The sequence below is a fragment of the Microbispora sp. H10885 genome, assembly GCF_014161415.1.
Classification (GTDB): domain Bacteria; phylum Actinomycetota; class Actinomycetes; order Streptosporangiales; family Streptosporangiaceae; genus Microbispora; species Microbispora triticiradicis.
The window spans coordinates 124,903-143,958 of the sequence record NZ_JABBWY010000003.1 but is presented as its reverse complement, the minus strand read 5'-3'; the positions used below and the strand labels follow the sequence as shown (position 1 = coordinate 143,958).

Below are 19,056 nucleotides of genomic sequence, written 5' to 3'. Positions count from 1 at the left end.
GCCGCCGGCCATGAGATATCGGGAGGTGCTCGGCGTGCTGACGGGCGGGAACGCCCGCGAGTGGGCGCTCGGCGTGCTCACCGAGATCGCGGCGGGCGGCACCCCGGTCCTCGGCGTGCGGCATCCGCTCGGGTTCCTCTGCCTGCCCGTGGAACGCGACGGCGGCATCGGGGTGTGCGTGCACATCTGGACCTCCGCCGCGCGGCCCGCGCGCAGCACCACCTCGCAGATCCACTGCCACAGCTGGGACCTGATCAGCCACGTCCTGTACGGCCAGGTGCGCAACGTCCACGCCGCGCTGACCGACACGGCCGAGTCCCCCACCCACCGCGTGTTCGAGGTGGTCAGCAGCCCTGAGGGCGACGTCCTGCGGCCCACCGGCAGGACGGTCAGGTACGCCCCCGGGCGCGCCGATCTCTTCGGCGCGGGAGACACCTACACGCTCGTCGCGGGCGCCTTCCACAGCAGCGTCATCCCCGAGGACGGCGAGGCCGCCACGGTGGCCCTCGGCCGCGTCAGGCCGGAACGGGGAGACCTGTCGCTCGGCCCGCTCGCCACGCCCCTCCACCACGTCAGGCGGGAACGCCTCGACGCCGCCGAGACCGCACGTGCCGCCGAGCTGGCCAGGAGAAGCCTGTGGACCTCGAACACGCAAGGCGGATAGCCGTGGAGGCCGCCCTGGCCGCCGGGTCGATGCTCAGGGAGAGCGTGCCGGGCGCGGCCGTCGCCCGGCCGAAGGGCGCGTCGGGCGACGTCGTGACCGACCTCGACCTGGCCGCCGAGAAGCTGATCATCGAACGTGTCCGGGCGGCGTTCCCGGCCCACCGCATCGTGGCCGAGGAGTCGGGGGTCCACGCCGGATCCGATCCCGGCCCGCCCGCGGGCCGCCCCGGGGACGACCCGGCGGGCGGAGGGTGGACCTGGCTGGTCGATCCCCTCGACGGCACCAACAACGTGGCGATCGGCCTCCCGGCGTACGTCGTGGGCCTGGCGCTGTGCGCGGGCTCCCGCCCGGTGGTGGGCGTCGTCCACGAACCGGTGTCCGGCCACACCTGGTCGGCCGTACGCGACGCCGGGGCGTCCGGGCCCGCGGGGCGGCTGACCGGGCCGCCACGGCGGGCCCTCCCGCACGGCCCGGTGCTGGGCTGGACGCAGGGCCACGGGGTCTCCCGGCGCGACCGGGCGGCGCGGTCGCTGAGGATGACGATGGAGGTCCGCGCCCGGCGGGTGCTCCAGCTGTGGGCGCCGCTGCTGTGCTGGGCGATGCTCGCCCGCGGCGACATCGACGGCATGATCGGCTATCACGCCGAGGGTCTCGACCTGCCCGCCGGTGCGCTGATCGCGCGGGAGGCCGGGGTGGAGATCCGGGGGTTCGACGGAAGGCCCTTCGAGGCGTCCGCCGAGGGACCGCCCGAGGACCGCAGCTTCGTCGCCGCGCCGCCCGCCCTGGTCGGCGACCTCCTCGACCTGGTCGCCGAGGCCCGCCGCCTCGCTCCCGCCCTCCCCCCGGTCTAGTCGTCCAGGCCGCGGGCGGCGAGCGCCTCGCCCAGGGCGTCGGCGTGCCGCAGGGCGCCCACCACGAGCGGGACGGCGAAGGCGCGCGGGCTCCGTTCGACGCCTCTGGCGCGCTGGGCCTCCCTGACCCGGGTGGCCAGTTCCGCGACGACCGGCACGCTGCGCAGCGTGAGAGACAGCAGCAGCGACAGGCGGAACGGGTCGAGCCCGGCGAACCTCGCGGGGGCGAGGCACCGCTCCAGGAACGCCATGAGATCGCTGGTGCGCGTCGTGAGGGTGACCAGCCCGGCGAGGGCGATCGCGAGTACGACGCGGAGCGTGGACGACACCGCGCCGGACAGGTCCGCGACCACCAGTTGCATCCCGAACAGGACCAGGGCGAACCAGCGGACCGGCCGCACCTGCGCCCAGGCCGCCGCCGCGCCCACGCCCGACACGGCGTACAGGGCCGCCACGACGACGGCGGCCGCCGCCAGCGCGGCGGGCGGGCGCAGCAGCAGGAGCACCGTGCAGCACACGGCGAGCCCGGCGAGCTTGACGCCTGCGGGCAGCCGGTGCAGGGGCGAGCCGCCCGGCACGTAGGCGCCGGTGAGGCCCTTCACGCCATCATCTTCCGGTAGTGGCCGATCGCGGTCGCGGGATCGGCGTCGGCGACGACGCGGCCCTGGTCCACCACGAGCACGCGGTCGAAGTCCTCCAGCAGCGCGAGGTCGTGGGTGACCACCACCACCTGCTGGGACAGGGTCCGCAGCACGCCCGCGACCTGCCGGGAGTGCCGCAGGTCGAGCAGGGTGGTGGGCTCGTCCATGACGAGGATCTCCGGTTCGAGCACCAGGACCGAGCAGAGGGCGAGCAACTGCTTCTGCCCGCCGGACAGGTGGTGGGCGGGGTGGTCGGCGTGGTCCGCGAGGCCGTACCGCTCCAGCGTCTCCCGCACCCGGCGCTCGGTCTCCTCGCGCGGCAGGCCCTTGCGCCGCAGCGAGAAGGCGACGTCCTCGGCCACCGTCGGCATCACGATCTGCGCGTCGGGGTCGGTGAACAGGAACCCGACGCCGCGCCTGATCCGGGCCGCGTGGCGGCGCGTGTCGAGCCCGGACACCGTGACGGTGCCCGACGACGGCAGCACCAGGCCGTTGAGCAGGCGGGCGAGCGTGCTCTTGCCCGAGCCGTTGGCCCCGATCACCCCCACCCGGCGCTCGGTCAGCGTGGCCGTGACGCCGCGCAGCACCTCCCGCTGCCCGAGCCGCACATGGACGTCCGTCAGCCGGATCACTCAGACCACCTCGAACAGGGCGGCGATCCCCAGACCGCCGCCGACCGCGACCGCCGCCAGGCCCAGCGTGCCCGGCGGCGCTCCCTCCCCGAGGAGCCGGCCGAACAGCCGGGTCACCACGACGGCGCCGGTCGCGCCCCAGGGATGGCCGAGGGCGAGCGCGCCGCCGTCGGCGCAGACCCGGTCCGCGTCCGCGCCGAGCGGGTCGAGACCGAGCGCGTCGGTGACGGTGAGCACCTGCGCCGCGAACGCTTCCACGATCTCCACCGCCGCCACCCGCGCCAGGTCCGTCCCGGTCCGCTCCAGCACCCGCCGTACGGCGGGCACCGGCCCCCATCCGGGCAGCGCGGGGTCGCAGCCGGTCACGGTCCCGGCCAGCAGGCGCAGGCCGGGCAGGCCGGCCGCCGCGCGCAGCCGCTCCGGCACGACGGCCACGGCCGCGGCGCCGTCGCTAACCGGGGAGGAGTTGCCGGCCGTCACCGTGCCGCCCGGCACGAACGCGGCGGGCAGCCGGGCCAGCGACGCGGGCCGCAGGACGCGCGGCCGCTGGTCGTCGGTCCGGCCGCCGATCGGGACGACCTCCCGCGCGAACCGGCCCGCCGCGCGGGCGGCCAGCGCCCGCTCGTGGCTCCGGCGGGCGTAGGCGTCCTGGCGCTCCCTGGTCACGCCGTACGCGGCCGCGAGCGCCTCCGCCGCCGGGCCCATGTCGGGGTCCGGGTGACCCTCCGGGGCGAACGGCGCCCGTTCGTACGGCACGCCCGGCTCGCCCTCCCGCCTGCGGACCCGCAGCGGCGCGGTCGAGGCGCTCTCGGCCCCGCCGGCGACGACGAGGGCGGCCTCCCCGCACCGCACGGCCTGGGCCGCCAGCAGGATCGCGGCGAGCCCGCTGCCGCACTGCCGGTCGACGGTGACGCCCGGCACCTCCGGCCCCAGCCCGGCGGCCAGCGCGCAGACCCGCGCCAGGTTGCCGCCGGGGCCCGTGCAGTTGCCCAGCACCACGTCGTCCACCGGAACGCCGAGAGGCGCGGCGTCGCGGACCACCGCCTCGACGACGGGCGCGGCGAGCCGGTGGACCGGCACGGTCGCGAAGGCGTGACCGGCGGTGCCGATGGGGGTACGGCGGGCCGCCACGATCACCGGCTGGTCGTCCATCTCAGCCGAGCCGCCAGATCTCCGCGTCGCCGATCACCGCGCCGCTTCCCAGACCATCGCTCTCGGGGCCACCGCTCTCGGGGCCTCGGCTCGCGGAGCCGCTCTCCGGGTCGCCGGTGAAACGGGCGGCGAGGTGGGCGGCGAGCAGGCCGCGGGCCGGCTTCCCGGCGGGCGTGCGGGGCAGGGACCCGGTGGCGTACCAGCGCCGGGGGCGCTGCGCCGGGTCGAGTTCGGCGCGCGCCACCTCCTCCAGAGCCGCCCGGGAAAGTCCGCCGGTCCGCACGACGGCCCCGACGGCGCCCTCTACGGCGCCTTCGACGACGGCGGTGACGACCGCGCCGAGGTACGGGTGCGGCGTGCCGACCACGACCACGTCGTTCACTCCCGGCACCTTCCTGAGCACCTCCTCGACGTCCTCGGGCACCACCGTGGCGCCGCCGGTCTGGATCGCGCCGTCGCCGCGGCCGCGCAGCCGCAGGACGCCGCCCGGCCGGTACGGCTCGGCGAGGTCGCCGACCGTCGTCCAGCCGTCGCCGTCCCGGCGCAGGGGGCCGGCGGCGCCCGCCAGGTAGCCCTCGCACAGCCAGGGGGAACGCACCCACACCTCGCCCAGGGAGTGCCCGGGCTCCGGCCTGACGTCGATCTCGACGCCGGGGAATGGCCGCAGCCCGCTGCCGTCGGCGTCCACGGCGACGAACGACAGCTCGGTCGCGCCGTAATAGGACACCACACGCACTCCGGCCTCCGCCGCCCGGGTCCGGGCGGCGGGGTCCAGGGCGGCCCCGCCGACCACGGCCGTGCGCAGCGGGCCGCCGGTCGCCTCCAGTGCGTCCAGCACGGCCGGCAGCCGGTGGGGCACCACGTGGACGGCGGTCGCCCGGCGCAGCTGCCCGGCCAGCGCCGCGGGAGACCACCGGCCGGGCACCACGGCGGTGGCGCCCGACGCCAGGGTGTGCGCCGCCGCGAAGCCGTACAGGGAGGAGACCAGTGGGCCGGGGATCAGCACGACGTCGTCCGGGCCGATCCCGGTCAGCTCGTCCAGGTGGGCGAACGACCCGGTCCAGGAGGAGCGGGTGCGCACCAGAGCGCGCGGCCTTCCGGTGCTGCCGGAGCTGAAACAGGCCCAGGTCAGGTCGTCCGGGCCCGGATCGTGCCGTACGGGCGGGCCGTCCGCACCGGGCAGCGGGGCGTCGAATCGGGCGGTGACGGGCACCGCCGCCATGACCTGCTCGCGCCGCTCCTCGCTCCACGTGTGGTCGCAGAGCAGCGGCGTGACCCCCGCGAGGTCGCAGGCGAGCACGGCGACGAGCAGGGCCACCGGGTCGGCCTGACCGGCCGCGACCAGCGCGCCGCGCCCGGCCCCCCGGTCGCGCAGGTGACGCGCGGCCCGTCCGGCGCGGCCGGCGAGCTCGGCGTAGGTCAGGTCGCCCCCGGGACCGGACACCGCGACGTGGTGCGGACGGCCGGCGGCGTGGCGCAGGACCCGGTCGGCTACCGGCACGGGCGGATCACCGTCCCCCGGCCCGCAGCCGCTCGCGGTGCACCGCCGGGACCGCGTCCGGGTAGGCCCGCTGGGTGCCCCGCGCCACGACCGCCGCCAGCACCGCCTTGATCAGGTCGCCGGGCAGGAACGTGGCGCTGAGCAGGGCGGTCTTGCCCAGGGAGAGACCGGTGACCAGCGCCTGCACGGGGATGCCGCACAGGTAGACCACACCGACGCCGCCCGCCAGGCAGGCGGCGAGTATCCGCATCGTGCCCGGGGCGCGGCCGCCGCGCTCGACGATCCAGCCGGTCAGGGCCGCCCCGGGAAGCCAGCCGACCAGGAAGCCGGCCGAGGGGCCGGCGAAGACGCCGAGGCCGCCGCGTCCGCCGGCGAGCAGCGGGAGCCCCGCGGCGACCAGCACGAGGAGGACCGCGACGGCGAGGGCGGACCGCCAGGTGCCGAGGATCGCCCCGGCGAGCATGACGCCGAACGTCTGCAACGTGATCGGCACCACGTCGCCGAAGGCGTTCAGCGTGCCCGGCAGGCCGAGCACGGCGATCAGCGCGGCGAAGACGCTGACCCTGGCGATGTCTCCCGCGGGGAGACGCCGCCGCGATGGGCGCTGTTCATCTGTCACGGGACGATCCCATACCAGGACCACCCGTATGACCCATGAGGATTTCCACAACTTTTTCCCGTGTCGTTCTCAGGGGTGTCCATAGCCGCGGCGTTCCACGCGTACGCCGCCTGGCCGGGACCGCGTGGCGGGGCGCTCAGCCGGTGAGGACCAGGACGGTCACCGTCGCGGCGAGGCCGGTCACGGCGAGGCCCGCGCCGGTGACGACGAACTTGGCCAGCGGCACCCGCACGTTTCCCCGGCGGCACCACTCGAACCACAGCAGGGTCGCGAGCGACCCCCACGGCGTGATCACCGGGCCGAGGTTGGTGCCCGCGAGAAGCGACAGCAACTGCGTGTGGTTGGCCGCGGGGATGACCTGCTCGCCCGCGACGTACGCCGGGAGGTTGTTGACCACGTTGGACAGCGCGGCCCCGGCGGCGGCCGCGCGGTAGGCGCCGTCTCCGTCGCCGCCCACGCCGACGAGCGCGCGCATCACGTCCGCCAGGCCGAGACGGCTGAGCGTCGGGACCACGAGGAACAGGCCGGTGACGAAGACCAGCAGCCGCCAGGGGATCAGGCTCCACACGAGCTTCGCCCGGTCGCGCCAGGCGAAGGCGGCGACCACCGCGACCGCCGCGACGAGGGCCGCGACGCCGATCTCGACGCCCGCCAGGATCGCGGCGATGAACAGCAGGCAGGCCACCCCCGAGACGCCGAACAGCACCCGGTCGGGCACCGGGACCGGCGGCGGCGGCTCGTACCGGTCCTCGCCCCGCTCGCCGCGCCGCCAGAAGAACACCCAGAGGAAGGCCATCGTGACCGCGATCGAGACGAGCTGGGGCGCCCACATGCGCGCGGCGAACTCCTGCGTGGTCAGCGCGACGCGGTTCATGGCGAGCAGGTTGGTGAGGTTGGAGACCGGCAGCAGCAGGCTCGCGGTGTTGGCCAGCCACACCGTGGTCATCACCATCGGCAGCGGGGCGATCTTCGCGCGGGGCGCCAGGGCCAGCATGACCGGCGTCAGCAGGACGGCCGTCGTGTCCAGGTTCAGAAATATCGTGACCAGAGAGGCGAACGCCGCGCACAGCAGGAAGAGGCTCGCGTAGCTGCCCCGGCCGACGATCGCGATGCGGGTCGCGATCACGTCGAAGACCCGCGCCTCCTTGGTCAGCTCGGCGAGCACGATGACCGCGCCGAGGAACAGCAGCAGGGGCGCGATGCGCCCGACGCTCTCCCTGGCCGTCTCGGCCGGCAGCAGGCCGGTGGCCACGAACACCAGGCCCGCCGCGAGCAGCCCGAACCTGATCCAGTCGAGAACGCTCAGCCGCCGCAGCCCACTCGCCACGCGGACACCCTATCCCCCGGGGGCGAGATGATCGAACCCCTCCAAACCGTCGGTGACAGCGGGAATACTGGGCCCCATGACGCACGTCGATGGGGGCTGCCGATGGGCGATTGCGGCGATCAGGGCATGAGCCGGCGAATCACCAGGCAACGGGCGGTACGCAGGCCCGGGCCGCCGGTTGAGGGGGCGGCATGAGCGGGCGCGGGGACGCCAGAACGGAGATCTTCGTCAGCTACTCCCCCGCCGACGAGCGGTGGGCGACGTGGATCGCCTGGCAGCTCGAAGCCGCCGGCTACCGCACGATGCTCCAGGCGTGGGACTTCGTGCCCGGCACCAACTTCATCGACTTCATGGACCGCGGCGTCAGCGAGGCCGACCTGGTCGTCGCCGTGCTCACCCGCAACTATCTGGGGTCTCGGTACGGCAGGCTGGAGTGGCAGGCGGCGCTGCGCGCCGATCCGGACAACCCGTCCAACAAGCTCGTGACGGTCCGGCTGGAGGACTGCCCGCTCGACGGGCTGCTCTCCACGATCACCTGGGTCGACCTCCTCGGCGTGACCGACCCCGGCGAGGCGCGGCGGCTGTTGCTCACCCGGATCAGGCAGGCTCTGGCCGGACGGGCGAAACCGGACGAGGCGCCCCGGTTCCCGGCCGGGTCCGCCGACGGCTCACCGGGTCCGCACGGCTCGCACGGCCCGCGTGCCCTCCGGCCGCCCGCCGACCCCCCGCCCGCCGTACGGATCCCCCGGGCGCGGCGGTCCCCGGCCGCCGAGCCGGCCTTCCCGACGGCCGAGCGCGCGGGCGGCGCGTCGTCGGTCACCGTGCTGCACGTCGCCGGGCCGCGCTTCGGGCGCGGGCTGGCGGAGGCGGACGAGCCGCTCGACGCGGGCGAGTTGCAGGCGAGCGTGTGGGCCGACCTGACCCGCCTCGCCGACGCCGGGGTGCCCCGGCCCGACCTGCTCGTGGTGACCGGAGACCTCACCGAGTCGGGCAGCATCCGCGAGTGCGAGCAGGCCCTGGCGTTCCTCACCGGGCTGCGCGTGCTGCTCGGGCTCGAACCCGGACGGCTGGCCGTCGTCCCCGGGCCGCGCGACGTCACGAAGGCGGCCTGCCGGGCCTACTTCGCCACCTGCGAGGCCGACGACGTGCGCCCGCAGCCGCCCTACTGGCCGAAGTGGCGGCACTTCTCCACCCTCTTCGGCGAGCTCTACCAGGGGCTCGACGGCCCCGCCTTCGACAGCGCCCAGCCGTGGACGCTGTTCGAGCTGCCCGAGCTTCGCACGGTCGTCGCCGGGATCAACTCGACCATCGCGATGAGCCACCGCGAGGAGGACGCCCACGGCTTCGTCGGCGAGGCCCAGGCGGCGTGGTTCGCCGAGCGGCTGCGGGCGTACGAGGGATGGCTGCGGATCGGCGTCGTCGCCCATCCCCCGCGCCCCGGCCTGCGTGACGCCGACACCCTGGAGCGCCTGCTGGGGTCCCGGCTCGACCTGCTCGTCCACGGGCGGGACGCCCGGCGCGGCGATCCGGCCGAGGCCGGGGAGCTGAACGGCCTGCCGTGCGTGCCGGCGCTCGCTCCGGGACGGCACCAGATCCTCCAGTTCACGCCCGAGGGGCTGCGCCGGTGGACCCGCGACCGGCCGGAGCTGCGCGAGCCGGAGGTCCTGCCCTACCACTGGCGCGGATGGCGCCCGCAGAGCCCTCCGCCGCCGGTCGCGGAGCCGCCGGAGGAGGCCCCCGAGGAGCCCGCCGGCCCGGCCGACCTGCTGCTCGACCTCATCGCCGAGGTCTGCGAGACCCGGTTCGAACGCGCCAAGATCAAACGGGTGGCCGGGGACCCGCCGCGCCTGCTCGTCACGCACCCCGAGGACGGCTTCGTCCGGCAGGTCCTCGTCGGCGCGCACGCCGGGGAGCCGGGCGAGGAGCACGTCGAGGCGTTCCTCGGGCACGTCCACGCGGCGGGGCTGGAGCACGCGGCGGAGCTGATCTACCAGGGCCCGCCGCCGCCCCGGGCGTTACGCGACGACGCCCTGCGGCGCGGGCTGCGCCTGCGCAGCTTCACCGAGTTCCAGGGCCTGCTCGACCTGTCGGCGTACGTCGCCGGGCAGACCGCGCGGCTGCGCGGCGACCGCCGCTACCCGCCGGAGCTGTACGTGCCGCAGCGGTTCCGCGAGCTCGACCGCAACGGCGGCGAGGTGCGCGACGACCTCGGCGGCGAGCTGATGCGGCTGCTCGCGGCCGACCACGGGCGGTTCGTGCTCGTGCTCGGCGACTTCGGCCGGGGCAAGACGTTCTCGCTGCGCGAGGTGGCCCGGCGCATCCCCGCCGAGCTGCCGCACCTCATCCCGATCCTGATCGAGCTGCGCGCCCTCGACAAGGCGCACTCGGTCGCCGGGCTGGTCGCGGCGCACCTCGCCAACCACGGCGAGGAGCTGATCGACCTCAAGGCGTTCCACTACATGCTGCGCCAGGGCCGCATCGTGCTGCTGTTCGACGGGTTCGACGAGCTGGTCACCCGGGTGACGTACGAGCGGGCGGCCGACCACCTGGACACCCTGCTGCGCGCGGCGGAGGACAAGGCCAAGATCGTGGTGGCCGGGCGGACCCAGCACTTCAAGTCGCGCAGCCAGGTGATGACCGCGCTCGGCGAGAAGGTCGGCCTGCTGCCCAACCGCCGGGTGCTCGGCATCGAGGAGTTCACCGAGGAGCAGATCCGCGCCTACCTGGTCAACCGGTACGGCTCGCGGGAGGCGGCCGACGACCGGATGGCCCTGCTCACCGGCATCGCCGACCTGCTCGGCCTGGCCCACAACCCCCGCATGCTGAGCTTCATCGCCGACCTGCCGGAGGAGCGGCTGCGCGCCGTCGCCCGGGCCGGAGAGACGATCAGCGCCGCCGGCCTCTACCAGGAGATCCTCGACACCTGGCTGGCCTTCGAGGAGGAGCGGGTCGGAGGCGTGGCCGGGGCCCCCGGCGGGCTCACCCGTGAGGAGCTGTGGCGGGCCACGACCACCCTCGCGCTGCGGCTGTGGGAGACCGGCGAGACCTACCTGCGGCCGGCCGAGCTGGCCGAGGCCGCCGACACGCTCACCGGCCTGGCCGCCGACCCGCAGGTCCCCGTGCCGTACGGATCGGGCGGGGCGGCGGGGGCCGCGCGGCTGACGCCCGAGCAGGCCGTGCACGCGGTCGGAGCCGGCAGCCTGCTCGTCCGCACCGACGAGGGGCTGTTCGGCTTCATCCACGCCTCGGTCGCGGAGTGGCTGGTCGCCCGTCATCTGGCGGAGTCGCTCGGCGGTCCTCCGGGCGGGCCCCCCGGCGGGCCTTCCGCCTGGCTGGGCCTGCGGCCGCTGTCCACGCTGACCGTCGACTTCCTGTGCGACCTCGCCGACGCGTCACGGCTGCAGGCGTGGGCGGCCAGGACGCTCGCCTCCCCCGCCTCCGGCGACGTCGCCCGGGCCAACGCCATCAAGGTGACGACCCGGCTGCGCACCTCGGCGCGCACCGACCTGCGCGGGGCGCGGCTCAGCGGCGAGGACCTGTCGTACCGCGAACTGCAGGGCGTCGACCTCACCGGCGCCGACCTGACCGACACCCGGCTCGTCGGGGCCGACCTCTCCCACGCCGTGCTGAGGGACGCCCGGCTGGCCGGCGCCCGCCTGGACGAGGCCGTGCTGGTGGGCGCGGACCTGCGCGGCGCGGACCTCACCCGGGCCCGGCTCGCCCGCGCCGACCTGCGGGACGTCGCCGTCGAGGGCAGCCGCTGGGACCGGGCCGCGCTCATCGGCTCCACCGGCGTCCCCTTCGCCGCGCCGGAACTGCGCGGCGCGGCCGTCGCACCCGCCGTACCGGCCGGGCCCGGCGGCCCCGGACGAGCGGGCGACGCGGTCGGCGCCGAGCCCGCCCCCGCCGTCGTGGGCGTCCCGTACGGCTACCACTTCGAGAGCAGCCGCCTGCCCGAGCCGGTCGCCTACCACCCCGACGGCGGCGTGCTCGCGCTCGGCGGGGAGGACGGCGGCGTGCTGGTCTGCGACGCCGTCACCGGGTCGGCGCTGCGCACGCTGCACGGCCACCGCGGCCGCGTCTACAAGGTCGCCTACGGCGAGGCCGGGCTGGTGACCGGCGCGAGCGACGGGACCGTGCGGGTGTGGGACCCCCACACCGGAGCGCCGTCCCACGTCCTGCACGGCCACCCCGAGGGGGTGTGGCCCGTGGTGACCTCCGGCGACCTGATCGCGGCCGGCGGCGCCGACGGGGTCGTGCGGATCTGGGCGTCCGGAGAGCTCGTGCGGGAACTGCCGGGCCACACCGCCCCGATCTACACCGCCGTCTTCCTGCCCGGGCTGCTGGTGACCGGCGACCGCGCGGGGGTGATCCGCGTGTGGGACCTCGCCACCGGGCAGGTGCGCCATCATCTGCGTGGCCACAGCGGAGCCGTCTACCGGCTGGTGCTCAGCCCCGACGGCACCCGCCTGGCCGCCGGCGACGGGCAGGGCGTGCTGCGCCTCTGGGACCCCCGCTCCGGCGCCGCGCTGCACGAGCTGACCGGCCACCCCGGGCGGATCTACTCCCTCGCCTTCCACCCGGAGGGCCGGCTGCTCGCCTCCGGTGACACCGAGGGGGCCGTACGGCTGTGGGACCCGGTCACGGGCGAGGCGGCCGGCAGCCTGCCGGGGCACCGCGGCGCGGTCTACCAGGTGCTGTTCGACCCCACCGGGGAACTGCTCGCCACCGGTGACAGCGACGGCGTCGTACGGATCTGGGACCCCGTCACCGCCCAGGCGCGGGCCGAGCTGACCGGGCACCGGGGATCGGTGTGGCCGTTCGCCTTCCGCCCGGACGGCCGGCAACTCGCGACCAGCAGCAACGACGGCACCGCCCGCCTGTGGGACCCGCGCACCGGCCAGTGCGCGCAGACGCTGCGCGGGCACGGCCGCCGCATCACCTCGGTCCGCTTCTCCGCCGACGGCGGCATGCTCGCCGCCTGCGGCAACGACGGTTACGTACGCCTGTGGGACCCGGCGACGGGACGGCGCCTGCGCTCGCTCACCGGGACGGCCGACCGGCTGGTGTCGGCCGTCTTCAGCCCGGCCGGCCCGCTGCTGGCGACCGCGAGCAACGACGGCGGGGTCTACCTGTGGAACCCGGTGGCGGGGGTGTACGAGCGCGAGCTCAACGTGGAGACCGACCATGTCTGGGCCGAGGCGTTCAGCCCCGACGGGGAACTGCTGGCCACCGCCAACGACGACGACAGCGTGCGGCTGTGGTACCGCCCCACCGGGCGGCAGGTCGCGAACCTCTCCGGGCACCGGGGACGGGTCAGGTCGATCGCCTTCGACCCCGGCGGCCGGTTCGTCGCCACCGGCTGCGACGACCGCAGGGCGCGGCTGTGGGACCTCCGGACGGGCACGTGCACGGCGACGCTGGACGGCCACGGCGACCGGGTCTACGCGGTGGCCTTCTCCCCGTCGGGCGACCTGCTGGTCAGCGCGAGCAACGACGGCACCGCCCGCCTGTGGGACGTCGCCTCCGGCGAGTGCGCGCACGTGCTCGACGGCGGCGGCCGGCTGTGGACGGCGGCCTTCAGCCCGTCGGGCGACCTGCTCGCCACGGCCGGCGACGACCTCGCCGTCCACCTGTGGGACCCGTCGACCGGCGCGCGCGTCGGCACGCTCGCCGGCCACGGCCGCCGCGTCTGGTCCGTCGCGTTCCATCCCTCGGGCGACCTGCTCGCCAGCGGCGGGGACGACGGCGTGGTGATCCTGTGGGACGTCCCGGGGCGCAGGCGCCGCACGACCCTGCTCGGCCTGCCGGAGGGCTGGGCCGCCTTCTCCCCTGACGGGCTGTACAAGCTGGAGGGCGACGTGACGGGCCAGTTCTGGTTCGTGATCGGCATGTGCCGGTTCGAGCCGGGCGAGCTCGACGAATACCTGCCAGAGGTCCGGCGGCTGGCCCTGGACGAGCCCTTCTGACCCGCCGGGGGGTCAGCGCTCGGACGGCTCGGTGCTCGTGATGCTCGTTTCGCGGGCGGTGCGGAGCCCGGAGACGACCATGTGGGCCAGCAGGGCGTAGCTCTCGTCCAGGTCCTCGGCGAGACGGAACGCACCCTCCGCCTCCAGGACGGCGAACCCGTGCGTCACGGCGCGCAGGCAGCGGACCGCGTGGATCGCCGCCGAGCCCTCCAGGCCGTACGCCCGCAGCGCCGCGAGGAGGACGCCGACGAGCCGCTCCCCCGCCTCGGCCGTCTCCGGGAGCGGCGCCTGGACCAGCACCGAGTAGCGGTGCGGGTGCCGGGCGGCGTACGCTCGCCAGCCGTCCATTAGGGCGCGCAGCGCGTCGTCGCCCGACCGGCCGAGCGCCGCCTCCGCCGCGATCTCGGTCAGCTCCGCCAGCACCCGCCCGGAGACCAGGCCACGCAGCTCGGCGAGCCCGCGTACGTGCTTGTAGAGCGAGGGGGTGGCGACTCCCGCCCGCCCGGCGACCGCGGACAGGGTGAGCGCGTCCGGGCCCTCCTCGTCCACCAGCCGCAGCGCGAGGGCGACGACGGCGTCCGGGGACAGCGCGGCCCTAGGCACGGGCCTCCTCCTCGAGGAACGCGAGCACGGCGGCGGCGACCTCGCCGGGGTACTGCGCGTGCGGGTAGTGCCCGGCGCCGTCGATCATCGCCACCCTGCCCAGCCCGGCAGGCATGCCGGCGACGACGCCGTCCGCCTCGGCGCGGGGGTCGGCCCAGTCGGGGTCCCGAGACCCCATGACGACCAGGGCGGCGCAGCGGATGCCGCCGAGGTGCGCGCCGGCGTCCTTCGGGGCGGCCGTGCCCATCGCGCTGAGCACGGCCATGCGGCCCGGCCTGGCCAGGTCGTCGCCCAGGGCGGTCAGGTAGTCCGCCCAGTCGGCCGGCTTGACGCCAGGGTAGGCGTGGCCGAGGTAGCTCTTCCACAACCCGGCGCTGCGGAAGATCGCCACGCCCATCAGCAGCAGCATGCCGCGGCGGTAGGCGCTGTCGCGCAGCAACCCGCCCAGGTCGGGCTGCTGCGGCCGGGTGAACGGGCCGATCTCCACGAGCGCGCCGACGAGCTCGGGCCGCCGCGCCGCCGCGATGGTGGCCGCCCCTCCGGCGAACGAATGCCCCACGACGACGGCGGGCCCGCCCAGGTGCTCGATCAGGGCGACGATGTCGTTCGCGGTGTCGGTGCGGGTGTAGGAGTCCCAGCCGAGGCTCGACTCGCCGTGCCCGCGCAGGTCCACGGCCGCCACGCGGTACCCGGCGGCGGCCAGCACGGGCGCGAGGAACCGGTAGGCGCGCCTGCTGTCCCCCATCCCGGGGACCAGCACGACCAGCGGGCCCTCCCCGATCACGTCGTACGCGATCTCGCCCTCTCCGATCTTCAGGAACCGTGTCACACCGCTCTCGGTCACGCCGTCCTCCAGGCTTATTCTCATAGCCTTGAGGCTAATGGCATTAGCCAGACGAGGTCAAGGTCCGGCAGGGCGATGGCCTTCGGCCATGCGGACTGTACGGAAGCCACGCGGACGCCTTTACGATGTAGATTCGCATGGAAGGCGGCCCACGTGGCGGGCGATGAACCGCTCATCCGCTCCCCGGCCGGAGCCGCCCGGCTCCGCCGGTCGTCGGCGCTGCTAGAAGGCGCGGGCGGTCAGGTCCTGCCAGACCTTGTCGACCTGGGCGTCCAGTTCGTCCAGGGAACCACTGTTGCCGATCACGATGTCGGCGATCCTCAGCCGGTCCTCCCGGGAGGCCTGGGCCGCGATCCGGGCGCGGGCGTCCGCCTCCGGCATGCCGCGCGACCGCAGCAGCCGCTCCAGCCGCACGTCGTCCGGCGTGTCCACGACGATCACCACGTCGTACAGCGGAGCCAGCTTGTTCTCGGCCAGCAGCGGCACGTCGTAGACGACGACCGCGTCGTCCGGCGCCTCCCGCTGCAGTTGCTCACTGCGCTCGCCCACCTTGGGGTGGACGATCCCGTTGAGGACCCGCAACTTCTCGGTGTCGGCGAACACGATCGAGCCGAGCCGTTCCCGGTCGAGGGTGCCGTCGGGGCGGAGGACTTCCTCGCCGAACGCCGCGACGATCTGCGCGAGCCCGGGGGTGCCGGGTTCCACGACCTCTCTGGCGATCTTGTCGGCGTCGACCACGACGGCGCCGCGCGCGGCCAGCCGGCGCGACACCTCGCTCTTGCCCGAACCTATGCCGCCCGTGAGCCCAACCTTCAGCACGCCCCGCAGCCTATCGGGCGGGCTGGGGCTCCCGCCGCAGGTGGACCAGCATCAGGTGGTCCTGCACCCGCTCCCGCTGGGTCTCCCGATAGCCGAGACGCCGGTAAAGGCGCAGGTTCCCCTCCGACAGATGCCCGGTGAACAGGTCGAACGCCGCCGCCTCGGGCACCGCCTCGTGGATCGCGGCCAGCAGCGCGCTGCCGATCCCCTGCCCCTGCCGGTCGGGCGCGACCACGAGCCGGCCCACCAGGCAGGTCGAGCCGGACAACCGGCCCCGGACCGCGCCGACCACCCGCCCGCCGTCCGTCGCCTTCAGCACGATCGCCGTCTCGATCACCGTACGCACCTGATCCAGCGACTCCACGAGCGGCGCGATGAACGGGTCGCCGTAAAGCTGCGCCTCGGTCACGTACGCGGCCCGTTGCAGGGTCAGGATCTCCCCGGCGTCCCCGGGCACGGCCCGCGCGATCTCCACCACGCCGCCACCCTATCGGCGATCAACCCGGTGCGACCGGCGGGCCGGGTGCGGACAGCGGAAAGGCCCCGCCGAAGCGGGGCCTTTCCTTTGGTGTTCCGATGTCCGTCGGGGCCGTGTGTCAGCCCGTCGGGACCGCGGGTCAGCTCTGGCCGCCGGCCAGCTTCTCACGCAGGGCCGCGAGGGCCTCGTCGGAGGCGAGAGCGCCGCCGCCGGTGGAGGAGGACTGCGAGGTGGACTCGCCGCCGCCGCTGTAGGACGACGGAGCGGCCTCGCTGGCCGCCGCCTCCTCCTGGCGGGCCTTCTCGATCTGCGAGCGGTGCGCCTCGAAGCGGGCCTGGGCCTCGGCGTACTGCCGCTCCCACTCCTCGCGCTGCTTGTCGAAGCCCTCGAGCCACTCGCCGGTCTCGGCGTCGAAGCCCTCGGGGTAGATGTAGTTGCCCTGGTCGTCGTAGGTCGCCGCCATGCCGTACAGCGTGGGGTCGAACTCGACCTCGGCGCCGACGCCCTCGTTGGCCTGCTTGAGGGACAGCGAGATGCGGCGGCGGTCCAGGTCGATGTCGATGATCTTCACGAAGATCTCGTCGCCGACCTGCACGACCTGCTCCGGGATCTCCACGTGGCGCTCGGCCAGCTCGGAGATGTGGACCAGGCCCTCGATGCCCTCCTCGACCCGGACGAACGCACCGAACGGCACCAGCTTGGTGACCCGGCCGGGCACGACCTGGCCGATCTGGTGCGTGCGGGCGAACTGCTGCCAGGGGTCCTCCTGCGTCGCCTTGAGCGACAGGGAGACCCGCTCGCGCTCCATGTCGACGTCGAGAACCTCGACGGTGACCTCCTGGCCCACCTCGACGACCTCGGACGGGTGGTCGATGTGCTTCCAGGACAGCTCCGACACGTGCACCAGACCGTCGACGCCGCCGAGGTCGACGAACGCACCGAAGTTGACGATCGAGGACACGACGCCCTTGCGGACCTGGCCCTTCTGGAGGGTGTTGAGGAACGTCTGGCGCACCTCGGACTGGGTCTGCTCAAGCCAGGCGCGGCGCGACAGGACCACGTTGTTGCGGTTCTTGTCGAGCTCTATGATCTTCGCCTCGAGCTCGCGCCCGACGTACGGCTGAAGGTCGCGGACCCGGCGCATCTCCACGAGGGAGGCCGGGAGGAAGCCACGCAGGCCGATGTCGAGGATCAGGCCGCCCTTGACGACCTCGATGACCGTGCCGGTGACGATGCCGTCCTCGTCCTTGATCTTCTCGATCGTGCCCCAGGCGCGCTCGTACTGGGCGCGCTTCTTGGACAGGATGAGGCGGCCTTCCTTGTCCTCCTTCTGGAGGACCAGGGCCTCGACGTGCTCTCCGACCTCGACGACGTCAGCCGGGTCGACGTCGTGCTTGATCGAAAGCTCGCGGGACGGGATGACGCCCTCGGTCTTGTAGCCAATGTCGAGCAAGACCTCGTCTCGATCGACCTTGACGACGGTGCCCTCAACGATGTCGCCGTCGTTGAAGTACTTGATGGTCTCGTCGATCGCGGCGAGGAAGGCCTCCTCGGAACCGATGTCGTTGACCGCTACCTGCGGGGTGCTCGAGGTGGCCTCAGTGCTGCTCGTCATGTGTGGAATTGCTCCGAACCGGACAGATGTCGTTGTGACAGAAGCGCGGCGGGCCTGTTTTCGTTCACCGGGGTGCCGTTTGTTCCTGGTAGCGACCAGATGACCGAGCGCGAGCCCGCTCCGTCCGTGACGCGCGCGAGCCCACAGCGCAGCGATCAGCATATGAGACATGGCGAGCCGGGTCAATCCGAGGCAACCGGGCGTTCCCCCTAGTACGTGATCACGGACTTGGCACGGTCCGGCGAGAGCGTTGCCCGGAGTTTGCGCGGCACGGACACCTGGTCCGGATCCCCGTCCGAGGTGTAACGCTTTTTTGGGTGTTCCCCGAGCCAGTCGAGCCAGTAGGTCGTGCACCAGCGCCGGCAGTCCCCGCGTTTTCCGTTGGACTGGATCCTCGGGATCGCGTAGCGCGGGAAGCTTTTCGCGTAGGGCGAAACCGCGGGCTCCGCTCCGGCCAGGAAGACGGCGTCGAAGTGGTACCGGGTGCCGTCCCACTTCCCGTCGTGCGCCCGGCTCAGCTTCCTCGGGCGGGAGCCGTACGGCAGCGCGAAGGTGGTCGAGGGCGGCGCGCCGATCTTCTTGAGCAGCCGCTCCTCCCGGACGATCTGCTCGCTGACCCGCTTGTTCGACAGCCGGCGGAGATCGGCATGGGTGTAGGTGTGGTTGGCCACCTCGAAGCCGTGGTCCAGCAGCCACTTCACGGCCTTCTTCTGCTGCTCCCGGTCCCGCAGGCCGAACGGGTCGCGGTTGACCCAGAAGGTCGCCGCGGGCCGGAAGTTCGGATACTTCGCGGCGACCTCGTAGATGATCCCGACGGCCGTGTCGTTCTTCGGCATGCCGTTCCGGTCCACCGCGAAGTGGCTGGGATGGCCGTCGTCGAAGGTCAGGACGACGGGATGGGTCCCGGCGGGGATGTCGATCTTCCTGGCGACCAGTTCGGCCGCGGTGATCGGCACGTAGCCGCTCCTGGCCAGGCGCTCCAGTTCCTTGCGCAGCTGGGCCGGGGTCCGGTCGATCGAGGCGACCCGCCTGGGCAGGATGCGGTGATACATGATCACGGGAACCAGCCCCGCCTCGTTCGCCTTGACCTTCTTCGCCGACTCGGCGGTCGCGCGCACGGGTGGCGCGCTGGGCTGCGGCGAGGCCGCGAGCGGCTGTGGCCGGACCTTCGACCGGCCGTCCCCCTGTGACCCGCCTCCCTGCGCCCGGGTCAGCAGCACGAGCGCGACGACACCGACCACGACGATGACGACGGTTGCGACGACGATGGAGGCGACGGTGGTCATCCGGGCAAGGTTGCGCACAGTTATTTGACCTTACTGCCCGCCGTGTCCCTATTCA

General features: G+C 74.3%; 15 protein-coding genes. 3 read left to right on the top strand and 12 right to left on the bottom strand.

Annotated elements, in window-relative coordinates; all coding sequences use genetic code 11:
* Positions 1–10: 10 nt before the first annotated feature.
* Both HHX37_RS09250 and HHX37_RS09245 read left to right on the top strand, forming a co-directional pair.
* Positions 11–664, top strand: coding sequence for a hypothetical protein (locus tag HHX37_RS09250; protein ID WP_182885137.1), 654 nt, complete (start codon positions 11–13; stop codon positions 662–664).
* Positions 637–1,515, top strand: a complete 879-nt coding sequence (locus tag HHX37_RS09245; RefSeq protein WP_182885136.1) for an inositol monophosphatase family protein — start codon at positions 637–639, stop codon at positions 1,513–1,515. The genes HHX37_RS09250 and HHX37_RS09245 overlap by 28 nt, the downstream gene beginning before the upstream one ends.
* Here HHX37_RS09245 and HHX37_RS09240 read toward each other — a convergent pair.
* The 6 genes from HHX37_RS09240 to HHX37_RS09215 all read right to left on the bottom strand — a co-directional run bounded on the left by HHX37_RS09240 (position 1,512) and on the right by HHX37_RS09215 (position 7,387).
* On the bottom strand, positions 1,512–2,117 hold the full coding sequence (locus tag HHX37_RS09240; protein ID WP_182885135.1) for an energy-coupling factor transporter transmembrane component T family protein: 606 nt from the start codon (positions 2,115–2,117) through the stop codon (positions 1,512–1,514). The two genes, HHX37_RS09245 and HHX37_RS09240, sit on opposite strands and share 4 nt — an antisense overlap.
* Positions 2,114–2,788 carry an energy-coupling factor ABC transporter ATP-binding protein gene (locus HHX37_RS09235; RefSeq protein ID WP_182885134.1) on the bottom strand — a complete coding sequence of 225 codons (675 nt, stop codon included), beginning with the start codon at positions 2,786–2,788 and terminating at the stop codon, positions 2,114–2,116. The genes HHX37_RS09240 and HHX37_RS09235 overlap by 4 nt, the downstream gene beginning before the upstream one ends.
* Positions 2,789–3,940 carry a thiolase family protein gene (locus HHX37_RS09230; protein ID WP_182885133.1) on the bottom strand — a complete coding sequence of 384 codons (1,152 nt, stop codon included), beginning with the start codon at positions 3,938–3,940 and terminating at the stop codon, positions 2,789–2,791.
* A 1-nt stretch (position 3,941) separates the two neighbouring features.
* Complete coding sequence (locus tag HHX37_RS09225) at positions 3,942–5,441, bottom strand: class I adenylate-forming enzyme family protein (RefSeq protein WP_182885132.1); 1,500 nt, start codon at positions 5,439–5,441, stop codon at positions 3,942–3,944.
* A 7-nt stretch (positions 5,442–5,448) separates the two neighbouring features.
* On the bottom strand, positions 5,449–6,060 hold the full coding sequence (locus tag HHX37_RS09220; RefSeq protein WP_182885131.1) for a biotin transporter BioY: 612 nt from the start codon (positions 6,058–6,060) through the stop codon (positions 5,449–5,451).
* A 136-nt stretch (positions 6,061–6,196) separates the two neighbouring features.
* A complete protein-coding gene (locus HHX37_RS09215; protein ID WP_182879012.1) occupies positions 6,197–7,387 on the bottom strand; it encodes an SLC13 family permease in 1,191 nt (396 codons plus the stop codon).
* 191 nt (positions 7,388–7,578) lie between these two features.
* Here HHX37_RS09215 and HHX37_RS09210 point away from each other — a divergent pair, with 191 nt between their 5' ends.
* Positions 7,579–13,356, top strand: coding sequence for a TIR domain-containing protein (locus HHX37_RS09210; protein ID WP_182885130.1), 5,778 nt, complete (start codon positions 7,579–7,581; stop codon positions 13,354–13,356).
* Positions 13,357–13,368: 12 nt separating this feature from the next.
* Here the strand turns inward: HHX37_RS09210 and HHX37_RS09205 are convergent, their stop codons facing one another.
* From HHX37_RS09205 to HHX37_RS09180, 6 genes are all read right to left on the bottom strand, one after another.
* Positions 13,369–13,959, bottom strand: a complete 591-nt coding sequence (locus HHX37_RS09205) for a TetR/AcrR family transcriptional regulator (protein WP_182877155.1) — start codon at positions 13,957–13,959, stop codon at positions 13,369–13,371.
* The gene (locus tag HHX37_RS09200; RefSeq protein ID WP_182885129.1) at positions 13,952–14,827 is read right to left on the bottom strand and encodes an alpha/beta fold hydrolase; all 876 of its coding nucleotides are present in this window, start codon (positions 14,825–14,827) and stop codon (positions 13,952–13,954) included. Before HHX37_RS09200 ends, HHX37_RS09205 begins: the two co-directional genes overlap by 8 nt.
* 198 nt (positions 14,828–15,025) lie before the next feature.
* The gene (gene coaE, locus HHX37_RS09195; RefSeq protein ID WP_182885128.1) at positions 15,026–15,622 is read right to left on the bottom strand and encodes a dephospho-CoA kinase; all 597 of its coding nucleotides are present in this window, start codon (positions 15,620–15,622) and stop codon (positions 15,026–15,028) included.
* Between the two features lie 10 nt (positions 15,623–15,632).
* Entirely contained in the window at positions 15,633–16,100 is a 468-nt protein-coding gene (locus HHX37_RS09190; RefSeq protein WP_182877152.1) for a GNAT family N-acetyltransferase, read from the bottom strand.
* 139 nt (positions 16,101–16,239) lie between these two features.
* Entirely contained in the window at positions 16,240–17,715 is a 1,476-nt protein-coding gene (gene rpsA, locus HHX37_RS09185) for a 30S ribosomal protein S1 (RefSeq protein ID WP_117408740.1), read from the bottom strand.
* A gap of 209 nt (positions 17,716–17,924) precedes the next feature.
* Entirely contained in the window at positions 17,925–19,001 is a 1,077-nt protein-coding gene (locus tag HHX37_RS09180) for a polysaccharide deacetylase family protein (protein ID WP_182885127.1), read from the bottom strand.
* Positions 19,002–19,056 lie beyond the last annotated feature (55 nt).

What these genes read in the sequence shown, in the direction of transcription:
- HHX37_RS09250 (WP_182885137.1), top strand. Translation starts at nt 11, where the DNA reads ATGAGATATCGGGAGGTGCTCGGCGTGCTGACGGGCGGGAACGCCCGC.
- HHX37_RS09230 (WP_182885133.1), bottom strand. Translation starts at nt 3,940, where the DNA reads ATGGACGACCAGCCGGTGATCGTGGCGGCCCGCCGTACCCCCATCGGC.
- HHX37_RS09210 (WP_182885130.1), top strand. Translation starts at nt 7,579, where the DNA reads ATGAGCGGGCGCGGGGACGCCAGAACGGAGATCTTCGTCAGCTACTCC.
- HHX37_RS09200 (WP_182885129.1), bottom strand. Translation starts at nt 14,827, where the DNA reads ATGAGAATAAGCCTGGAGGACGGCGTGACCGAGAGCGGTGTGACACGG.
- rpsA (WP_117408740.1), bottom strand. Translation starts at nt 17,715, where the DNA reads ATGACGAGCAGCACTGAGGCCACCTCGAGCACCCCGCAGGTAGCGGTC.
- HHX37_RS09180 (WP_182885127.1), bottom strand. Translation starts at nt 19,001, where the DNA reads ATGACCACCGTCGCCTCCATCGTCGTCGCAACCGTCGTCATCGTCGTG.